The sequence below is a fragment of the Methylophaga marina genome, assembly GCF_030296755.1.
Taxonomy (GTDB): domain Bacteria; phylum Pseudomonadota; class Gammaproteobacteria; order Nitrosococcales; family Methylophagaceae; genus Methylophaga; species Methylophaga marina.
This window is the reverse complement of the sequence record NZ_AP027741.1, coordinates 1,956,279-1,974,018: the sequence shown is the minus strand read 5'-3', so window position 1 is coordinate 1,974,018 and position 17,740 is coordinate 1,956,279. Positions and strand designations below refer to the sequence as shown.

At 43.0% G+C, this 17,740-nt stretch carries 22 protein-coding genes; 12 read left to right on the top strand and 10 right to left on the bottom strand.

Annotated elements, in window-relative coordinates:
* Positions 1-51: 51 nt before the first annotated feature.
* The 9 genes from guaB to QUE24_RS10135 all read left to right on the top strand — a co-directional run bounded on the left by guaB (position 52) and on the right by QUE24_RS10135 (position 8,183).
* Positions 52-1,515 (top strand): IMP dehydrogenase, encoded by a 1,464-nt coding sequence (gene guaB / locus QUE24_RS10175; RefSeq protein WP_286303724.1) that lies wholly within the window; start codon positions 52-54, stop codon positions 1,513-1,515.
* 60 nt (positions 1,516-1,575) lie between these two features.
* Positions 1,576-3,153: a glutamine-hydrolyzing GMP synthase gene (gene guaA, locus QUE24_RS10170; protein ID WP_286303723.1), complete on the top strand. Its 1,578-nt coding sequence runs from the start codon at positions 1,576-1,578 to the stop codon at positions 3,151-3,153.
* Complete coding sequence (locus QUE24_RS10165; RefSeq protein WP_286303722.1) at positions 3,144-3,419, top strand: acylphosphatase; 276 nt, start codon at positions 3,144-3,146, stop codon at positions 3,417-3,419. Before guaA ends, QUE24_RS10165 begins: the two co-directional genes overlap by 10 nt.
* Positions 3,420-3,523: 104 nt before the next feature.
* Complete coding sequence (locus tag QUE24_RS10160; protein ID WP_286303721.1) at positions 3,524-3,955, top strand: DUF6524 family protein; 432 nt, start codon at positions 3,524-3,526, stop codon at positions 3,953-3,955.
* 32 nt (positions 3,956-3,987) lie between these two features.
* Positions 3,988-5,304, top strand: a complete 1,317-nt coding sequence (locus tag QUE24_RS10155; protein ID WP_286303720.1) for an MFS transporter — start codon at positions 3,988-3,990, stop codon at positions 5,302-5,304.
* A gap of 121 nt (positions 5,305-5,425) precedes the next feature.
* Positions 5,426-5,734 carry a DUF3144 domain-containing protein gene (locus QUE24_RS10150; protein ID WP_286303719.1) on the top strand — a complete coding sequence of 103 codons (309 nt, stop codon included), beginning with the start codon at positions 5,426-5,428 and terminating at the stop codon, positions 5,732-5,734.
* 514 nt (positions 5,735-6,248) lie between these two features.
* The gene (locus tag QUE24_RS10145) at positions 6,249-6,473 is read left to right on the top strand and encodes a hypothetical protein (RefSeq protein WP_286303718.1); all 225 of its coding nucleotides are present in this window, start codon (positions 6,249-6,251) and stop codon (positions 6,471-6,473) included.
* Positions 6,474-6,729: 256 nt separating this feature from the next.
* A complete protein-coding gene (locus tag QUE24_RS10140) occupies positions 6,730-7,125 on the top strand; it encodes a phosphate-starvation-inducible protein PsiE (protein WP_286303717.1) in 396 nt (131 codons plus the stop codon).
* A gap of 170 nt (positions 7,126-7,295) precedes the next feature.
* Positions 7,296-8,183, top strand: coding sequence for an SdiA-regulated domain-containing protein (locus QUE24_RS10135; RefSeq protein ID WP_286303716.1), 888 nt, complete (start codon positions 7,296-7,298; stop codon positions 8,181-8,183).
* A gap of 47 nt (positions 8,184-8,230) precedes the next feature.
* Here the strand turns inward: QUE24_RS10135 and gnd are convergent, their stop codons facing one another.
* The 10 genes from gnd to ylqF form a co-directional block, all read right to left on the bottom strand.
* Positions 8,231-9,697, bottom strand: coding sequence for a decarboxylating NADP(+)-dependent phosphogluconate dehydrogenase (gene gnd, locus QUE24_RS10130; RefSeq protein ID WP_286303715.1), 1,467 nt, complete (start codon positions 9,695-9,697; stop codon positions 8,231-8,233).
* Positions 9,694-9,996, bottom strand: a complete 303-nt coding sequence (locus tag QUE24_RS10125; RefSeq protein WP_286303714.1) for a hypothetical protein — start codon at positions 9,994-9,996, stop codon at positions 9,694-9,696. Before QUE24_RS10125 ends, gnd begins: the two co-directional genes overlap by 4 nt.
* Positions 9,981-10,652 (bottom strand): nucleotidyltransferase domain-containing protein, encoded by a 672-nt coding sequence (locus tag QUE24_RS10120; RefSeq protein WP_286303713.1) that lies wholly within the window; start codon positions 10,650-10,652, stop codon positions 9,981-9,983. The genes QUE24_RS10125 and QUE24_RS10120 overlap by 16 nt, the downstream gene beginning before the upstream one ends.
* Positions 10,653-10,680: 28 nt before the next feature.
* Complete coding sequence (locus tag QUE24_RS10115) at positions 10,681-11,409, bottom strand: PepSY domain-containing protein (protein WP_286303712.1); 729 nt, start codon at positions 11,407-11,409, stop codon at positions 10,681-10,683.
* 125 nt (positions 11,410-11,534) lie between these two features.
* Entirely contained in the window at positions 11,535-13,709 is a 2,175-nt protein-coding gene (locus tag QUE24_RS10110) for a TonB-dependent receptor family protein (protein WP_286303711.1), read from the bottom strand.
* Between the two features lie 124 nt (positions 13,710-13,833).
* Positions 13,834-14,052 carry a hypothetical protein gene (locus QUE24_RS10105; protein WP_286303710.1) on the bottom strand — a complete coding sequence of 73 codons (219 nt, stop codon included), beginning with the start codon at positions 14,050-14,052 and terminating at the stop codon, positions 13,834-13,836.
* A gap of 18 nt (positions 14,053-14,070) precedes the next feature.
* Positions 14,071-14,325: a hypothetical protein gene (locus QUE24_RS10100; RefSeq protein ID WP_286303709.1), complete on the bottom strand. Its 255-nt coding sequence runs from the start codon at positions 14,323-14,325 to the stop codon at positions 14,071-14,073.
* On the bottom strand, positions 14,322-14,510 hold the full coding sequence (locus tag QUE24_RS10095) for a hypothetical protein (RefSeq protein WP_286303708.1): 189 nt from the start codon (positions 14,508-14,510) through the stop codon (positions 14,322-14,324). The genes QUE24_RS10100 and QUE24_RS10095 overlap by 4 nt, the downstream gene beginning before the upstream one ends.
* Positions 14,511-14,608: 98 nt before the next feature.
* Complete coding sequence (locus QUE24_RS10090; protein ID WP_286303707.1) at positions 14,609-15,130, bottom strand: Slp family lipoprotein; 522 nt, start codon at positions 15,128-15,130, stop codon at positions 14,609-14,611.
* Between the two features lie 54 nt (positions 15,131-15,184).
* Positions 15,185-16,102 (bottom strand): ribosome biogenesis GTPase YlqF, encoded by a 918-nt coding sequence (ylqF, locus tag QUE24_RS10085; protein WP_286303706.1) that lies wholly within the window; start codon positions 16,100-16,102, stop codon positions 15,185-15,187.
* Positions 16,103-16,260: 158 nt separating this feature from the next.
* On the opposite strand from ylqF, the gene efpL reads away from it, so the two are divergent.
* The 3 genes from efpL (at position 16,261) to QUE24_RS10070 (ending at position 17,728) form a co-directional block, all read left to right on the top strand.
* The gene (gene efpL, locus QUE24_RS10080) at positions 16,261-16,827 is read left to right on the top strand and encodes an elongation factor P-like protein EfpL (RefSeq protein WP_286303705.1); all 567 of its coding nucleotides are present in this window, start codon (positions 16,261-16,263) and stop codon (positions 16,825-16,827) included.
* A gap of 10 nt (positions 16,828-16,837) precedes the next feature.
* A complete protein-coding gene (locus QUE24_RS10075; protein WP_286303704.1) occupies positions 16,838-17,212 on the top strand; it encodes a YbaN family protein in 375 nt (124 codons plus the stop codon).
* 72 nt (positions 17,213-17,284) lie between these two features.
* Positions 17,285-17,728, top strand: a complete 444-nt coding sequence (locus QUE24_RS10070; RefSeq protein ID WP_339608403.1) for a HopJ type III effector protein — start codon at positions 17,285-17,287, stop codon at positions 17,726-17,728.
* The last annotated feature ends 12 nt before the right edge of the window (positions 17,729-17,740 follow it).

The window sequence follows — 17,740 nt, the reverse complement described above, 5'->3', positions numbered from 1 at the left end:
TCCTGATATAATTGCAGGATCATATTACAGGTAATTTCAGGAACGTGCCCGATGAGAATTGCTCAAGAAGCCCTGACGTTTGATGACGTATTACTCCTACCTGCGTACTCAAACGTTCTCCCTCGTGATGTCGATTTAACCACCAAGTTAACACGTGACATCACCATCAATATCCCACTGCTTTCGTCAGCGATGGATACCGTCACCGAAAGTCGCCTCGCCATTGCGATGGCTCAGGAAGGTGGCTTAGGTATTCTGCATAAAAACATGACTATCGAACAACAAGCCAATGAAGTTCGTAAGGTCAAGAAATTTGAAAGCGGTGTTGTACGTGACCCCATCACTGTTTCACCGAATACCACCATTGGTGAAGTGGTCGAGCTGACCCGTTCACACAACATCTCTGGTGTACCTGTGGTAGATGGGGACGATCTGGTCGGTATCGTCACAAGTCGTGATCTGCGTTTTGAAACACATTACAGCAATCCTGTTTCAGAAATTATGACGAAAAAAGACAAACTGGTTACCGTCAAAGAAGACGCATCACGTGACGAAGTCCTGGCACTTTTACACAGTAACCGCATTGAAAAAGTGCTCGTCATCGACGACAACTTTCATCTTACGGGCATGATTACCGTAAAGGATATTCAAAAACAAACAGATAACCCACTGGCTTCTAAAGACGATCAAGAACGCTTACGTGTGGGTGCTGCAGTGGGTATCGGTGCTGAAAGTAATGCCCGTATTGAAGCCTTAGCTGCTGCAGGTGTGGATGTCATTGTTGTGGATACAGCACATGGCCATTCTCAGGGTGTTTTAGATCAAGTTAAGTGGGTCAAACAAAATTTCCCACAAGTACAAGTCATCGGCGGAAACATCGCCACAGCTGAAGCCGCACTAGCCTTAGTTGAAGCGGGAGCAGACGCGGTTAAAGTAGGTATTGGTCCTGGCTCAATTTGTACTACACGTATTGTTGCCGGTGTCGGTGTTCCTCAAATCAGCGCCATCAGTAACGTCGCAAAAGCCTTAGAAGGTACGGGTATTCCCGTTATTGCTGACGGAGGTATTCGCTTCTCTGGTGATATTGCTAAAGCCTTAGTTGCTGGTGCACACACCATCATGATTGGTGGAATGTTTGCCGGTACGGAAGAAGCACCGGGTGAAGTCGAGCTTTATCAAGGCCGTTCGTACAAATCATACCGTGGTATGGGTTCAATGGGTGCCATGCAGCAAAAACAAGGTTCAAGTGACCGTTACTTCCAAGAGTCCAGCGAAGCTGACAAACTTGTTCCAGAAGGTATTGAAGGCCGTGTACCGTTCAAAGGCAGCTTGAGCGCCGTGATTCATCAGCTTATTGGTGGTATCCGTGCCAGCATGGGTTACACCGGCTCAGCGACTATTGAAGATATGCGCACCAAACCGCAATTCGTAAAAGTCACTTCTGCCGGGATGAGTGAGAGTCATGTACATGATGTCACCATCATCAAAGAAGCGCCGAACTACCGCGTTAATTAACCCTTTCACAACTGCCCCTCTCTGGGGCAGTTGTTATTTAACAGAGTTGAAGATACCTCAATGAGCAGCAACATCCACGACCACCGCATCCTTATTCTTGATTTTGGCTCTCAGTACACACAGCTTATCGCACGACGTATTCGTGAAGCCGGCGTGTATTGCGAACTGCGCAATCCGGAAATAACTGAAGCCGAAATCCGTGAGTTTAATCCCAAAGGTATTATTTTATCGGGTGGACCAGACTCAACGATTGGAGAAGCGGCACCTAGCGCACCACAAGCGGTATTTGAGATGGGTTTACCCGTCTTAGGCATTTGTTATGGCATGCAAACCATGGCTGCCCAACTTGGTGGGGCGGTAGAATCATCCAATCATCGTGAATTCGGTTATGCTCAGATTCGTGCTCGAGGTCATTCTGAATTACTTCGCGATATTGAAGATCACACTACCGCTGAAGGCTGGGGCATGCTCGATGTATGGATGAGCCATGGTGATCGCGTCGCTGAATTGCCTGAAGGTTTTAAAATTATCGCCAGCACCGACAGCGCCCCTATTGCTGGCATGGCCGATGAAGAGCGCCACTTTTATGGTGTTCAATTCCATCCCGAAGTCACGCATACCACACAAGGCCAGCGCATGATTGAGCGTTTTCTTGTAGATATCTGTGGCTGCGAGTGTTTGTGGACTTCAGCCAATATCATCGAAGACAGCATCAAAGCTATCCGTGAACAGGTCGGTGATGACGAAGTATTGCTTGGATTATCAGGTGGCGTCGACTCATCCGTTGTGGCTGCTCTTCTGCATAAAGCCATTGGTGACCAGTTAACCTGTGTCTTCGTTGATAATGGTCTGCTTCGTGAAAACGAAGGTGATCAGGTTATGGCGATGTTTGCTAAACACATGGGTATTCGAGTGATTCGTGTCGATGCCGAAGATCGTTTCCTGAATGAGTTAGCGGGTGAAGCCGATCCTGAGAAAAAACGTAAAATCATCGGCCGTGTCTTTGTTGAAGTCTTTGATGAAGAATCCGCCAAATTAAAAAATGTGAAATGGCTGGCTCAAGGCACTATCTATCCAGATGTCATTGAGTCTGCAGCAGCCAAAACCGGTAAAGCTCACGTTATTAAGACTCACCATAATGTCGGTGGCTTGCCAGAGCATATGAAACTGCAACTGGTTGAGCCTCTACGTGAATTATTCAAGGATGAAGTGCGCAAGTTAGGTGTAGAACTCGGTCTGCCATCTGATATGGTTTATCGTCATCCGTTCCCAGGCCCTGGCTTAGGTGTGCGCATTCTTGGCGAAGTGAAAAAAGAATTTGCTGACTTACTACGTAAAGCCGATAACATCTTTATCGAAGAGTTGCGTAAACACGACCTGTACGATAAGACCAGTCAGGCATTTGCTGTATTCCTTCCTGTGAAATCAGTCGGTGTGATGGGTGATGGTCGCCGTTACGACTATGTCGTATCACTACGCGCTGTAGAAACGATTGATTTCATGACAGCCCGCTGGGCCAATCTGCCTTATGATTTTCTGGATCTGGTTTCACGTCGTATCATTAATGAAACAGCCGGTATTTCTCGGGTTGTTTATGATATCTCAGGCAAACCACCCGCCACGATTGAATGGGAATAAAACAAAAACATTGTTTCATCAGTGGTCGGGTTCAAGGCGTCAGTTACCGCTACTCGGCCCAGCAACAAGCTCATCAACTCGGCGTAGCAGGCTGGGTCAGAAACCTGACTGATGGTCGAGTTGAACTACTCATTCAAGGTGAAACCGAGCAACTGGAATGCATGCTCAAGTGGGCTAATCAAGGCCCACGATTTGCTGAAGTCACTTCACTTGACATCAGTGAGCAATCACCAGACCAAACATTCACTGATTTTGAGATTCGCTAATTAATGTTTCACTTGTCTACTATCTAGTGGAGAGCATTGCTAAACATAAAACAAACGCTATGATGTATTCCCAGTCTGCATACGATAAATAAGAAGGACACCACATGGCCCAACGCTTCAACTCCCAGAGTTTTTTTGTACGTTTTTTGTTTGCTTTACTTCTGGTCTTTGTCAGTTACAACCCGAGTGGTTATAGCTACTATCACTGGGCTCAGGATGCGTTTTTTGGCCAGGGAACGTTTAAAACACCACCATTTGCGATGACAACGGTGTTATTAATGATCGGCTGGACGATTTATCTGAGAGCGACGTTTCGTTCGCTAGGTGGATTTGGCTTATTACTCGCACTGGCGTTCTTTGCAATTATTATCTGGTGGCTGGTTGATCTTGGCTTACTGGGCATTGATGATTTCTCTATTCTCAGCTACATCGCCCTATTCCTTATCTCAGCGGTGTTAGCCGTCGGTATGTCATGGTCGCACATCCGTCGCCGTATCTCTGGGCAAATTGATACAGACGATGTGGATGAAGATTAGGATATAGCTGAACATTAAGGGTATTTTGCATTGTGCCAAAGCAAGAAAATGATTTCACTGAAAGCGCGGCTGAACTAGCGTGGAATACCCTAACTGCAGAAGATGATGGCAGAGCGTGTAAAGACATACCGGAAGAAGCCTGTGACGAACAACCACGAAACTTTTCAACGCATGTTCTCTCTTTATCACTAACAAAGTCGGCTGATGCCTTTGTAAATCCTAAACTCATCTTAAGCTGGATTCTTACTACACTAGGGACACCGGCTTATTTCATCGGTTTACTCGTGCCCATTCGAGAAGCCGGATCGCTTCTACCACAATTATTTATTGCTGATACCGTACGTTCTCTGGCTCTACGTAAATATGTTTGGGTATTGGGGAGTTTGATTCAAGGTCTGAGCGCGGCAGGCATGGGCATAGCAGTGATGACGCTAGACAGTACGCTGCTCGGTATTGTTATAGTTTCACTATTAGGCGTGCTGGCACTTTCAAGAAGCATGTGTTCTGTATCTTATAAAGATGTTCTGGGCAAAACAGTCAGTAAGGCCAAGCGAGGCACAGCGACTGGCGCAGCATCCTCTTTATCAGCCGGATTAGTGATTGCCTATGCGCTGCTTATTTCTCTTGAAGTCGTTGATAAATTAACGCTGGTAACCATAGGGCTGTTCTTTGCTGCAGGCTTCTGGATTCTCGCCTGTGCATTATTTTCAACATTAGAAGAACGAAAAGGTGCGACAGAAGGGGGTAAGAATCTTTTTATCGTTGCCAGAAAGAACCTTTCATATTTATACACTGATCATGAGTTGGGACTATTTATCCTGACTCGTGCATTACTGATAGCCACGGCACTTGCACCACCGTTCATGCTGGCATTGAATGCAGAGCAAATGGATAACTCTATCGGTGGTTTAGGCAGCTTATTGTTTGCCTCATCATTAGCCAGTTTGATCAGCGGTTATGTCTGGGGTCGTCTCGCCGATATTTCGAGCCGGAAAGTCTTGTTCTTTTCAGGCTTTAGTGCGGGTACTGCTCTTGTTTTCACGGTGATTGCGGCCAACTATCATCTACTAGAGACAAACTGGATATTGCCCTTTTTATTATTCGCGCTGATGATCGCTTATGAAGGTGTTCGAATGGGACGCTCAATTCACTTAGTCGATATCGCGGATCAGGATAAACGGGCTATATACACGGCTCTCTCAAATACCATCATTGGACTGTTTTTATTGCTAGGGGGATTATTTAGCTTAATTTCGCATTGGTATGGTGAACAAACCGTTCTATTGATTTTTGCTTTGATGAGTTTTCTAGCCATGTTACCGGCCTATCTGTTGAAAGAAGCACAATAAAAAGCTTCTTTCATATCAATATACAGGGATGATTCCTTAGCCAAGTTTTCACTCATTGCTTATGCTTAGTTTTCTAGTCTTGGTGATACCGCCAAACCATAAAAAATAAAAGCGAAACCTTATGAGTGAGAGAGATAATGCCTTTTTTAACCGTGCGGATGCATTTATCGCACTGGCTAATGAACAGATGGAAAAAGGAGTAGCAGCCGGCGAAGTTAGTACTTCATTTATGTATTCTCTGGCCCGATACACCGCCTGGTTCAGCGCATCAGGCTGGACTAAAAGTCAGCATATGGCTGATTCAAGAGATGAAACCATCGAATTTTTTGTAAAAGAATATCGACAAATGTTAGAAATGAATATGGATGATTATATTCAGAATTTTGACCAATATATTCAAGTATCAACAGAACTAAAACAAAAAGATTAGTTGAGTTAGAACGCCTTTTTCTCAACTTTATGCTTTGATTATTAAAAATAATCAGTCAATTCAATTAAATTGATATAGCATCTAATCATCAATGATTGATTGGATTGACTGATATGTTTGTTCGTTTTTCAAAAACACTCAACTGCATCATTTTTACTGGTGTATTTTTTTCCCTGACTGGCTGCGCAACCCGATACTTAATAGAATCCGATCGATATCATCAGTCACCTGAGACAGCTTCACATCAATATATCGATGCCGTGAGCCATTGATCCGCCATCAAGTCCCTTTTCACAAGCCTTTGATGAGCAGTAATGATAGTATGCGCATATGTTTACTATGGAGAAACCTATGTTTATTCATGTATTAAAGTTGCTAAGCTTGTGCGCATTCCTATTACTGAGTGCCTGCCATCACTACCACCCACATAAAACAATGCCACCAGGCCATGATCCCAATGGGCCGGGCAATAGTGAAAATGCGCCAGGCCATAACAAATAAACAGGAATAAATAATGCTGCTTAAATTACTCGGTATTTTATTTATTGCTGCAGGTACAGCGGGCTTAGTGATCGATGACATTCAATTTACCAAGAAAACCCATGAAGCGGATCTCGGTATCATTGAGCTGCAAGTTGATGAAAAAGAAATTTACCATGTACCTGAATGGCTCGGTGCCATCAGTATTGGTTTGGGCACACTGCTACTCTTAGTTCCAACTGGCCGTCGTCGCCGTTAAACCACTATCATCACGCATCATAACGACTTTATGATGCGTGAATCTTACCTTCTTTCTATCTCAAAATGTCTTGAGAACTTGTCTCGTAGTCCTGCTTATTGCCATTTTTTGGACACAAAAACAAAACATTTTTTTTCATGGCTGTTAGTATGACCATCCACACAAATTTGGATCTCTGCTTCTTAAACAACTTACAAAAGCATGTTTAAAAAACAGTCATTCTTGTGTGGTGTGTTTTTTTAATGGAGAAAAAACGATGCAACACCGAATAAAGAATTCTGTAAGTCGATCACTGCTGTTTGCACAAGATGTTGGTTTGATTCTTGTTGCGATTGCCACCATGGTAGCCATTGGTATCGAAGTCAACATAATGATTACCAACAGCTATGTATCACTCACTGATCTGCTACTTATGTTCATATACCTAGAGGTTCTGACGATGGTAGCGGTTTATTACGAGTCGGGTGAACTTCCTATCAAGATACCGTTGTATATAGCGATTGTTGCTTTAGCCCGTTATCTGATTCTTGATATGAAAAATATTGATACATGGCGGATTCTGGGAATCGCTTCTTCTATTCTATTAATAGGAGCATCGATCATCATCATTCATTACTGTAAACAATTAATACAGGATAAAGTTGAAAGCTGATCATAAATAACGCGATGAACAGCTTGTTTGGCGGAACTGGCAACAGTTCCGCTTTTTTTGACTACCCTGCTCTACCCATTCATGTTTTACATATAAGCCGACCTATTTTCAGCTTTGATTAAGATTGCATGACTAAGCTCAACTTAATGTCATCAATAAATGAGGTAATCATGCAACAGCTGAAACGCATTTCCGGTCACTGGTTAACGTTAACATTAGCCTGTTTCAGTCTCATATTATTGCTGAGTTACACAAACACCGAAGCCCAAATCAAAGAGACTAATCCATGGGATCTCAACGCCCATTATTCAGTTGGTAAACCGATCACTATTGATGGCATTAAAGATAATCTGTCTGGTTTAAGCTACCAACCAGAAACAGATCATTTATTTGCTGTTCTCAATAACCCTGAACAACTCATCGAACTCACAAAACAAGGCGATATTGTCCGTCGAATTGATCTGGATGGGTTTATCGATACAGAGAGTGTCGCCTACCTTGGTCAGAACCAGTTTGTAGTCACCGAGGAGAGAAGACAAAAACTGGTTTTCTTCACTATTGATGAGAAAACAGAAAGAGTGAAATATTCAGACAGTAAACACTTACATATGAATTGGGCAAGATTAGATAACAATGCTATGGAGGGATTAGCCTGGTCTCCCCATTATGGATTTTTTATCTTACAGGAAGAGCCCCCTATGATTCTGAATCATATGACTGATGAAACAGACAGAGATATTACCCAAGTGGATGTAGAGAAGTTAAATCAAACTTTACCTGAGCTGGTAAAGGACTTCGCCGGTATCAGTTTATTTTATATCGAACAATCACCATACCTGTTAGTACTCAGTGAAGCTTCGCATGAGTTGAATCTAATTAATTTAAATGGCAATACACTCTCAAAGCAGAGTCTAAAAAAAGGGATCTTTAATCTATGGCCCATTATGAAACAGCCTGAAGGTGTCACCGTTGATAATGATGGCAATATATTTATTGTGGGTGAGCCTAATCAATTATTGACCTTAACAAGACATCGCAAACTCAATCAGGGCCTATAAAAAAAAGCGGTCATTTGACCGCTTTTTTTATTTATGGCTGTCGTTGTTTATACATCATAGTTAGATGCTGAAACATCGCCGCCATGTCCTGTCCAGTTAGTATGGAAAAATTCGCCACGCGGCTTATCCACTCGTTCATATGTATGAGCACCGAAATAATCTCGCTGTGCCTGTAGTAAATTGGCAGGTAAGCGTTCACTACGATACCCATCATAAAATGACAGGGCGCTGCTAAATGTAGGGACAGGAACACCTATGCTGACCGCTGTAGCCACAGCTTTACGCCATCCAGGCAGGGCATGGGTGATAGCGTCAATAAAGAAATCATCCAGTAATAAATTCTGTAGATCAGGGTTAATATCAAACGCATCACGAATTTTGCCAAGAAACTGGCTACGAATAATACAACCACCTCGCCACATTAGCGCTATGCCACCATAATTGAGCTGCCAACCATACGTTTTAGCCGCTTCACGCATCAGCATATACCCTTGAGCATAAGAGATTATTTTTGATGCATATAAAGCATCACGGATAGCGTTAACCATCTCCGCCTTGTCACCGTCGAAACGTGCTGTGATGGCAGGTAAAACTTTTGACGCCGTCACACGCTCGTCTTTTAGAGAGGACAAACAACGCGCAAACACAGCTTCACCGATTAATGTCAGAGGAATCCCCAGATCCAGTGCATTCATCCCTGTCCATTTTCCCGTGCCTTTTTGTCCGGCCGTGTCGAGAATATGATCGAGAAGTAACTCACCATTCTCATCACGCTTAGCCAAAATATCACGTGTAATCTCGATCAAATAAGAGTCCAGAACGCCCTCATTCCATTCGGCAAAGACGCGATGAATTTCCTCTCCACTCATACCGAGACCTTCACGCATCATCTGGTAAGCTTCACAGATGAGTTGCATATCGCCGTACTCAATTCCGTTATGTACCATTTTCACATAGTGACCAGCCCCATCATTTCCTACCCAATCACAGCAGGGTTCACCATCCACCTGTGCTGATATTTTCTGGAAAATAGGCTTAACGGCGGGCCATGCCGCATTATTTCCTCCCGGCATCAAAGAAGGTCCATGCCTTGCTCCTTCCTCTCCTCCTGATACACCACTGCCTATAAATAGAATCCCTTTCTGACGTAGCTCCTGCGTTCTTCTATCACTGTCATTAAAGAGCGAGTTACCACCATCAATGATGATGTCTCCCTTTTCAAGGTAAGGCACCAATTGCTCAATAAAAGCATCAATAACGGGGCCAGCTTTCACCATAAGCATCACCCGACGCGGTGGCTTCAAGCTACTGACAAAGCTTTTCAAATCATGACAGCCAAGAACATTTGTACCTTTGGCTGGCCCATTGAGAAACTCGTCCACTTTACTGGTGGTACGATTGAATACGGCGACTTTGAATCCTTTATCATTCATGTTCAGGACAAGGTTCTGACCCATTACGGCCAGTCCAACGACACCGATATCTGCTATTGCGGGATTATCTACTTCACTCATAATTCTTTGCACACCTTTATATATTCACCAACTGCTTCACGGGTTGAACCGACAACTAAACGTCGTTGTCCTGATGCCGAATCACACTCTACAGCTCCTGCAACCTCAATCGTTTCACCTTTTTGTGCTTGACCAACATACGTGTGAGTAAACGAAATAACCTCTGGTGTCATTTCATTATCTATAAGGTAACGGGCTGGAAAATCAAATGCTTGCTTATCATCAATCACCACCGCTTTGAGGGTAGAAATACCCTGTTTCATATAGTGATGGTGATCGACCACTACTTCTTCAGGCAAACTGACCATACCAATATCAAACTTGGTTCCATCAATGGCTGCCTTGTTATATTTACGTGCCTCATGCCAAGCAAACTCATCGAAATTAAGCGATCCCCCCGGCGCTGAAAATTATCTTTCATCAATGAAATATCTAGTGAGGACAATTGCTGCTCTGCAATGGCTTGCTTTACTGCGAGACGAGTTTTATAAAAAGCGTCACGCCCATAAACGACCAAATCAATATCTGATCCTTTCTTTTGCTGGCCAATCAACATTGATCCAGTCAGTCCTAAGGCGCTAGTATCAACTCCATACCCCGTCAATATCTCGATCAGGCGGTGACATTTTTCTTCTATTTTATCGTGAGCTGGACGTTCAAGAAGCGTTTTTAAACAGCGTTCTGGTTGATGATGAACCGTGACATCAGCGGGTTTGACGGCATGAAACTCTGCATCAAACTGCTTGGATTTGAATAAGTACTGTGGGTAATGACGACCCAAAAGACGGTTAGCTTGTTCAGTATCAATCTTTTGCCATTGACCTCCATTCTGAACATACCGCAGAAAGCAACCAATCTTTTGTTGATGAGGGTGATAGCTGACCACAGCAAAAATAAGACCTTCAACGGTCTCAATAAAGTCTTTTGGCAAATAGGGAAAATCAGCCTGTCTCATCGTATGTTGAGCTCCTTTGTTAAAGGCATCATGACAAGAAACTACCCCTTCTACCCCACATCCATAAACCTGACAGAGATAAGAAAACAATCATGAGTCCCAGTAAATCTATTAACCAAATACCCAGATCGCCAAGGATACGACCGTTATGTATATCAATTAGAAGTTGCTGAACACTGATGCCTTTACCATAGAAAAATTGTTTGAGTGCATCATGCACGGATTGTGGTAAAGGATGCGGCATACTCCATGAGACGCCTTGTAATGAAATCGGTTCCCACTTATCCAGCATAAAGTTACTACGCCACATTGCTTGGCGTGTTTGTAAAACAGGCTCACCATGATAAAGACCGATATTTTGAATGGGGGCAGGAATGCCTGCTTCAGCGCCCATTTTTTCGATGAACTCCCCTTCACGAGTCAGAAGAATCAATGCGTCATCAGTGGTCAAAACAATGATATCTTCCAGGCTGATGCCACCTAATAGAGGACGTTGTAAATGCGTTAGTGGTTTGGCATCAATAAAAAGTTGATGACCAAACTGAGAAAACATCTTGTTATCAATGAGAAATGAGACATCAGGTTGTATTTTCCCCATACCGTAACGAGACATTAGCCAGTCTTCATTAATGTATATTTCGTCGAGCTTGAGTTGTGCAGCATGATTGATAAGTGAGCCACTCATTACTTTCAGCAAAATGATGATAGCCAAAATAGTCATTACGATGACACTGACAATATTTCTTTTACCGTGCATGAGAGAAGTCTTTAATTGAGAATATTTTTTAGTTTGCCAGCATTGAACTTAAATTTGTAGTTTCGCTGATAGCAGATATGAAAAAGGCAGTCGAAACTGCCTTTTTATTTTGTTTAAGTGAAAGACTAGAAGTCTACTATTAATCCTGCCCAAACCGTTCTTTCGATATTCGGACGAGCACCAAACGGGCTACGTGAAATGATTTCCTGTCTATCAAACAAGTTTTCCACTTTTACAAACACTTCAGGTCCCCTGGAAAACTGATAACGGCTAATCAGATCCACTGTAGTCAATGCATCATTTTTATCTAGTCGGCTGTCAGATTTATTACAACCAATCGATACACAGGTCTCATCGATATACTTCAGGACGGCATAGTTATTCCAGCCATTATTGTGCTCTAAACCGACCCGAATACTGAAAATATTCTCAGGAATATTTTGTAATTGCTGACCACTGGCAAATTCATCACCGGAGGTCGTTTCGGCGTCGGTATAGGTATAAGCCAGATCAACAGGAATCAAGAAGTCGCCCGCAGTGAATAAAGTCCCGGCTTGAAATTCAAGACCTTTAACTTTGGCACCACCGACACTGAAAGAACCTGATTCAGCATCATTACTACATGGTGCGGCGACTGAACATTGCTCCACCAGGTTGCTGAAATCTGAATAGAAAGCAATGGCTTCACCATAGAATACGCCATGGTTGAAGCGCAGACCAAGTTCATAATTGTCACTCTTACCCGGCTCAGTACCATCTTCTGCACCAGCACTAAGTGGAATCATCCCTTCGTGAAAACCTGCGAGAACCTGCCAGTTGTCGGTCAGATCAAACGTCCCGGAGATACCAGCAAGATATTCACGGTAATCATTATCCACTCTATCGGTCACTGATGATCGAGCTGCACCACCAGCATACCGGCGCGCTTTAGTCTCAACATCTTCCATTCGCAATGACAAGTTCAATAACAAACGCTCAGTGACTTGATAATCATCTGTAATCCAGAGACTGAGTGCTTGAGCTTCTTCAAGACGGTTGTCACTGGAGCCAACTGCATTTGTGCCCTGATAGACAAGCTGACCATTAACCTGGTCATACACTTCTACTGGTTGGAAACGATCCGTCTCATCATAATGCTGGCGGGCACCAAAGTTGACATCATGCTCACCTACCAGCCAGTTGAAGTTAGCCTGCACACCGTATGAATCGTATGTACGGTTATTGTTTTTATATAGGAGATTCTCTTCGTCGATAGTGCCTCGGAGTATACCAATAGCATTCGCATTACCAGCATTCGCATCAGCGATGATATCGCTACCATCACTAGTTGGGCTTGCTCTATCGTAATCACCATCGAATTTAAACCAGTTACGCTTGAACTCATTACGATAGGCTGTGACGGTAGAGGTAAGGTTATCGCTCCAGTCAAACACATGAGTCAGGTTAATACCAGTGTGTTGGTTATCCATCTCATCGATATGAGTCAGTCCATAGCGACGGTTTTCATCACGATGGAAATCTACATCAGTCAACCCGGCATAAGTTTCATCAGAGTTTTCCATCGAACGTTGAATTTTAAATAAGAACTTATTACGTTCACCTTCCCATGAGAGTTTAGCGACGTAATCTTCAAGTTGAAAGCCACTGTTATCATCATTACGGTCAATATCTTTAAACCCTTGATAATGGCGCTGAGCTGTTTCAATAGAGTAGCCCCATGGACCAGTTTTACCGCCATAATTGAGATGCAAATCAGCAGAGCCCCGATCGTTCATCATAAACATCGCACTGCCTTGATTAGTTTCAGGAATCGGAGTGGATACTAAATTGACAACACCGCCCACGGTTTGAGGACCGTAACGCAGTAATGGCGCCCCTTTAAGCACTTCAATAGAGTGCAATCTTGATGTGGTAGGAAAATAATATGCTGCGGGATTTGAGTATGGAGCCGGCGCAATCAGCACACCATCTTCCATCAAAGTAATATTCTGACTGCGTTCTGGCGAGGCTGCACGGATACCAATATTAGGACGAAGCCCAAACCCATCTTCTTCTTGAATATAAACGCCTGGTACAGTTTTCAACACCTGATGAATATCTGTTGTTGCTTCGGTCCTTAATTGCTCATGACTAACGACAGCTGCTGAACCTGGTAATTTACGTGCAGCTTCATCGTCACCAATAACCGTTACAGTATCTAACTCGGCAGCCTTACCCTCAGCAATTGACGATGATGAATAAAGGCCGATAGAAGTCGCAAGCGCTACACCACTTGCCAACACAGTCAGTCTTGATTTCACTTATATTCCCCTAATGTTAAATCTTTACAAAACTTTACAGAGGGGAAACATACACTAGTTAATAATGATTATCATTATTTCTTCTTGTTTTTTTAATAAATTTCTGCTTATTGTTGCAAAATTGCTACATCATCACGCGCAAACTTGGTTGCTCATTGATCGTTGTGTTGAATTCAAATAAGCCGCGGCTAAGGTCTTTAGCAAACTCAGAAAAATGATGTTCACTCATTCTGACTGTAATCGACCCCATTGTGAGATGAATCATTTTGCAATCAGGACAATGTTGAATATCGACTGTTTTTGATTCGAAGATGGTCGCTGGTTTACACGCTCTACTGGCCATGATGACTCCGTTAAAATGTTAAGAAAAGGAAAATGCTGTGCGCTGCTTGAGGTTCCGGTGACGACAGTAAACATCCCACCAACTCTTCGCATAAGATTGCCAAAGTGTTTTGATAGAAAGACGATCGTCTTGTGTGATCAACAAACGGTAGTTACGGCTTATTTGTAATGCCAAGCATGCTGATGGGCTAAGTTGATAGTAAGCCACCAGTTCCTTGATGGCGACTAACAGACAATCACGCTGCCACTCGAGTCGACTAAGTGGCATATTCATGATTGTAATTTCCTTGCTGCTGCAGATAGCAACATATTCCAAACTGTTTTCTTTGAGCTTCTATCCAGGCAATTAAAGTCTGCTGCGTGGAGCTTACCTTCGCGGATTAGGGTTTCAAGTGTCGTCTCATCAAATGCCAGATGAATGCTGTGTCTTCCATGTGTATTAAATTGTGCCGTTTTCATAACTCACCTCGTCCTGACAATGTGGAGATGAGTATAGATACATTTAAATCTAAATGCAAATCATTCTTATTTAATTAAATAGATTTCACTTGGTTTTTTTATGGGGAGTAGGATCCCGTTCCATAGTAGCCATAACCGACAAATGGCCAGTCATGTTTAGGGTTATATGGCAGACCTGAAACGGAATTATTGGCAGGCCAACGCTGATCTTTGAGTAATTGAATCACAGGTAAAGTGAGTTGCTTTTGATCAACGGTCATTTTTTTCTCGTCAACGACCTGCCCTAAAACGGTAATAAAACTATCTGGTTTGTAAACTTCCGGATCAAGAAAGTTGGCACTCCGCACATAAAACCGACCATCGCTGTTAAGGCTATCATCAGGTCGTCCAGCACGATTAAGAGGAAACTGGACAACCAGTATTTCTGATTGTTGGTCGGTGTTCTCGACGGCAATAATTTTGCCTCCCCAACGTACACGTTTACCGCTATTAGCCTGAATATCCATAGCGACTTGTTGAAGTGATAGATCCCCCTCTGCCGGTGGTTTTATCGAGGGTGACATATAACTACAGGCCACCAATAAAGATAAAGACAGTATGCTTGTTAATAAACGCATCATAGGTCGTTCTCCTATTATTTGTAAGCGATGCCTATGTGATTCAACAGACGTCGCTTATCTCTTCTTTCTATTATTTTTTCTGGCTGCTTTTTTTGCTGCTTTTTCTTCCCGAGCCACTAAAACCTGTTGCCATTCAGCTTCAATCATCTCAGGTGTTTCCATCGTTATCCTACCCAACATACCGGCTCTTAACTCTGTCAGAATAATTTTCGCTGCGCGATCTAAGTCCACTCGGCCACCAGATCGTAAACACCCGCGTTTTGTGCCGATAGTTTCCATGTTTTCAAGTGCATGCTCTGAAAGTTCAGACAAGCCAAATCGTTCTTTGAGTTGAGCCGGATAGGCTTTCATTAGATATTCAACGGCATATAAAGCAATATCATCATTATCAATTGCTGTTTCTTTGATTGCACCTGTGACTGCCAAACGATAGCCGCCATGAGGATTTTCTAGGTTTGGCCATAACACGCCAGGGGTATCATGCAAAACGACACCTTGCTCCAGGCGAATCCGCTGCTGCATTTTGGTGATAGCAGGTTCATTTCCTGTCTTAGCAATTTGCCTACCGGCCAGGCTATTAATCAATGTTGATTTTCCCACATTGGGAATCCCCATAATCATCGTATTGATTGGTCTACCCGCTTCTGCTTTTGCTGGCACCATATTTCTACATAGTGTAAGCAAATCAGCGATACCGTCATATTGCTGAGCCACCATGGTTAATGTCTTGGTATGACTCTGTTGTTCAAAATACTGCTGCCAGCGCTCAGTGAGAGAAACATCCGCGAGATCAAATTTATTTAATAATTTGATGCAAGGTTTATCCTTGCGAATCTCTGCCAGCATAGGATTCTGGCTACTGAAAGGAATTCGGGCATCCAGCACTTCAATAATCAGATCCACCTGAGGCAGAATCTCTTTTATTTCTTTACTGGCTTTGTGCATATGGCCGGGATACCACTGAATTGCCATTCATGTTCCTTTTTAATTATCGATAAACAATAGGTAACATTCTAACGTAAAGCCGCAATAACGCCGATTTGCTTTAATGACTTCTAGATGAAGACGCATTCCGCTGTGACTTGGGTAACGTATAATGCGGATTTTTCTATGATAACCGGAACAAAAATATGCCCAAGGCCAGTGATCTTAAACGTGGAATGGTAGTCGAAGTGCATGATGAGCCTTATGTTGTTAAGGATATTGATATTCGTAACCCATCTTCACGCGGCGCATCCACACTTTATAAAGTTCGTTTTAACCATCTTAAAACCAAACAAAAACGTGATGAATCTTTCAAAGGGGAGGACTTCCTTAAAGAAGTCGACTGTGAGCGTCTGCTAGTGCAGTTCTCTTATCAGGATGGTGACAGTTATATTTTCATGAATAACGAAAGCTATGAACAATATGCGATTAATGCTGCTGATATTGAAGATGCGCTAGGCTTTATTCATGATGGCTTGGACAATATTGTGGCGGTTTTATTAGAACAACAACTCGTTGCTATTGAGTTGCCAGCCGCGGTGTCATTGACTATCGTTGAAACTTCACCGGGTATAAAAGGTGCTACTGCTGCGGCGCGAACTAAACCAGCCACATTATCAACAGGACTGGAAGTTCAAGTGCCAGAGTATATCGAGAATGGTGAAATTATCCGGGTCAATACTGACACAGGTAAATTTATGTCGAGAGCGTAAACCGGGCAATATGAAGACACGCATCAAACATCTCATTTTAATCTGCTTGGGTTGGATGTTTGTCAGTCTTGGCATCATTGGCGTTATTTTACCTTTGATGCCAACCACGATTTTTCTGATTTTAGCGCTGGGATGTTTTGCTGAAAGCTCACCTCGTTTTCACCAAATGCTGCTCGATCATAAGTGGTTTGGTCCCCCTTTGAAGCAGTGGCAACACACGCATAGCATGCGTCGTGATGTAAAAAAGAAAGTATATCTAATTGTCGTTTTGTCTTTTGCTATTTCAATCGGTGCTGTCTGGGGTCATGTCTGGTTACAGCTCATGTTGTTTGTCATAGGGCTGGTTCTGTTAGCTTGTCTTTCTCGTATAAAAGAATCCAATTGAAACATGAGTGGTATGACGCTCTTACAGCGTCTCTGATACAGTGCCCGGATTCAAATATACAAGCCATGACAGATGGCTATGAAAGAGACTATACCGACCTTAATTAAGTTAGATCAGAGCACCAAATTAGAGAAAATTTCACCCGATTTATTAATGAACAATGGAGATAATATGGAATTGCAGTCTTTTATCACGCAATTAAAAACTCAACCAGAAAGTATAGAGTTTGAAGACACAATGTCGGTCATCGATGCAAATTATGTCTTTACGCCTACCGCATTTAAAAATGGTGGAACCACGAATGAAGCCGGACAAAATAACGGCTCATGCAAAATTCTTGGATTTGGCAAAAAGCATTCGCTAAGCGTTGACGACACTTTGGCTTGCTTTGGTAAGTATTATCGAGAGGATGTATTAGCTAACCCAACAGGTGATGATCATCAAAATATCCGTCATTTTATGAAGACGGGTTGGGATGGTGTCATCTTTGAAGGCGATCCATTAACTGCTCTTTAATATTCACCCGGC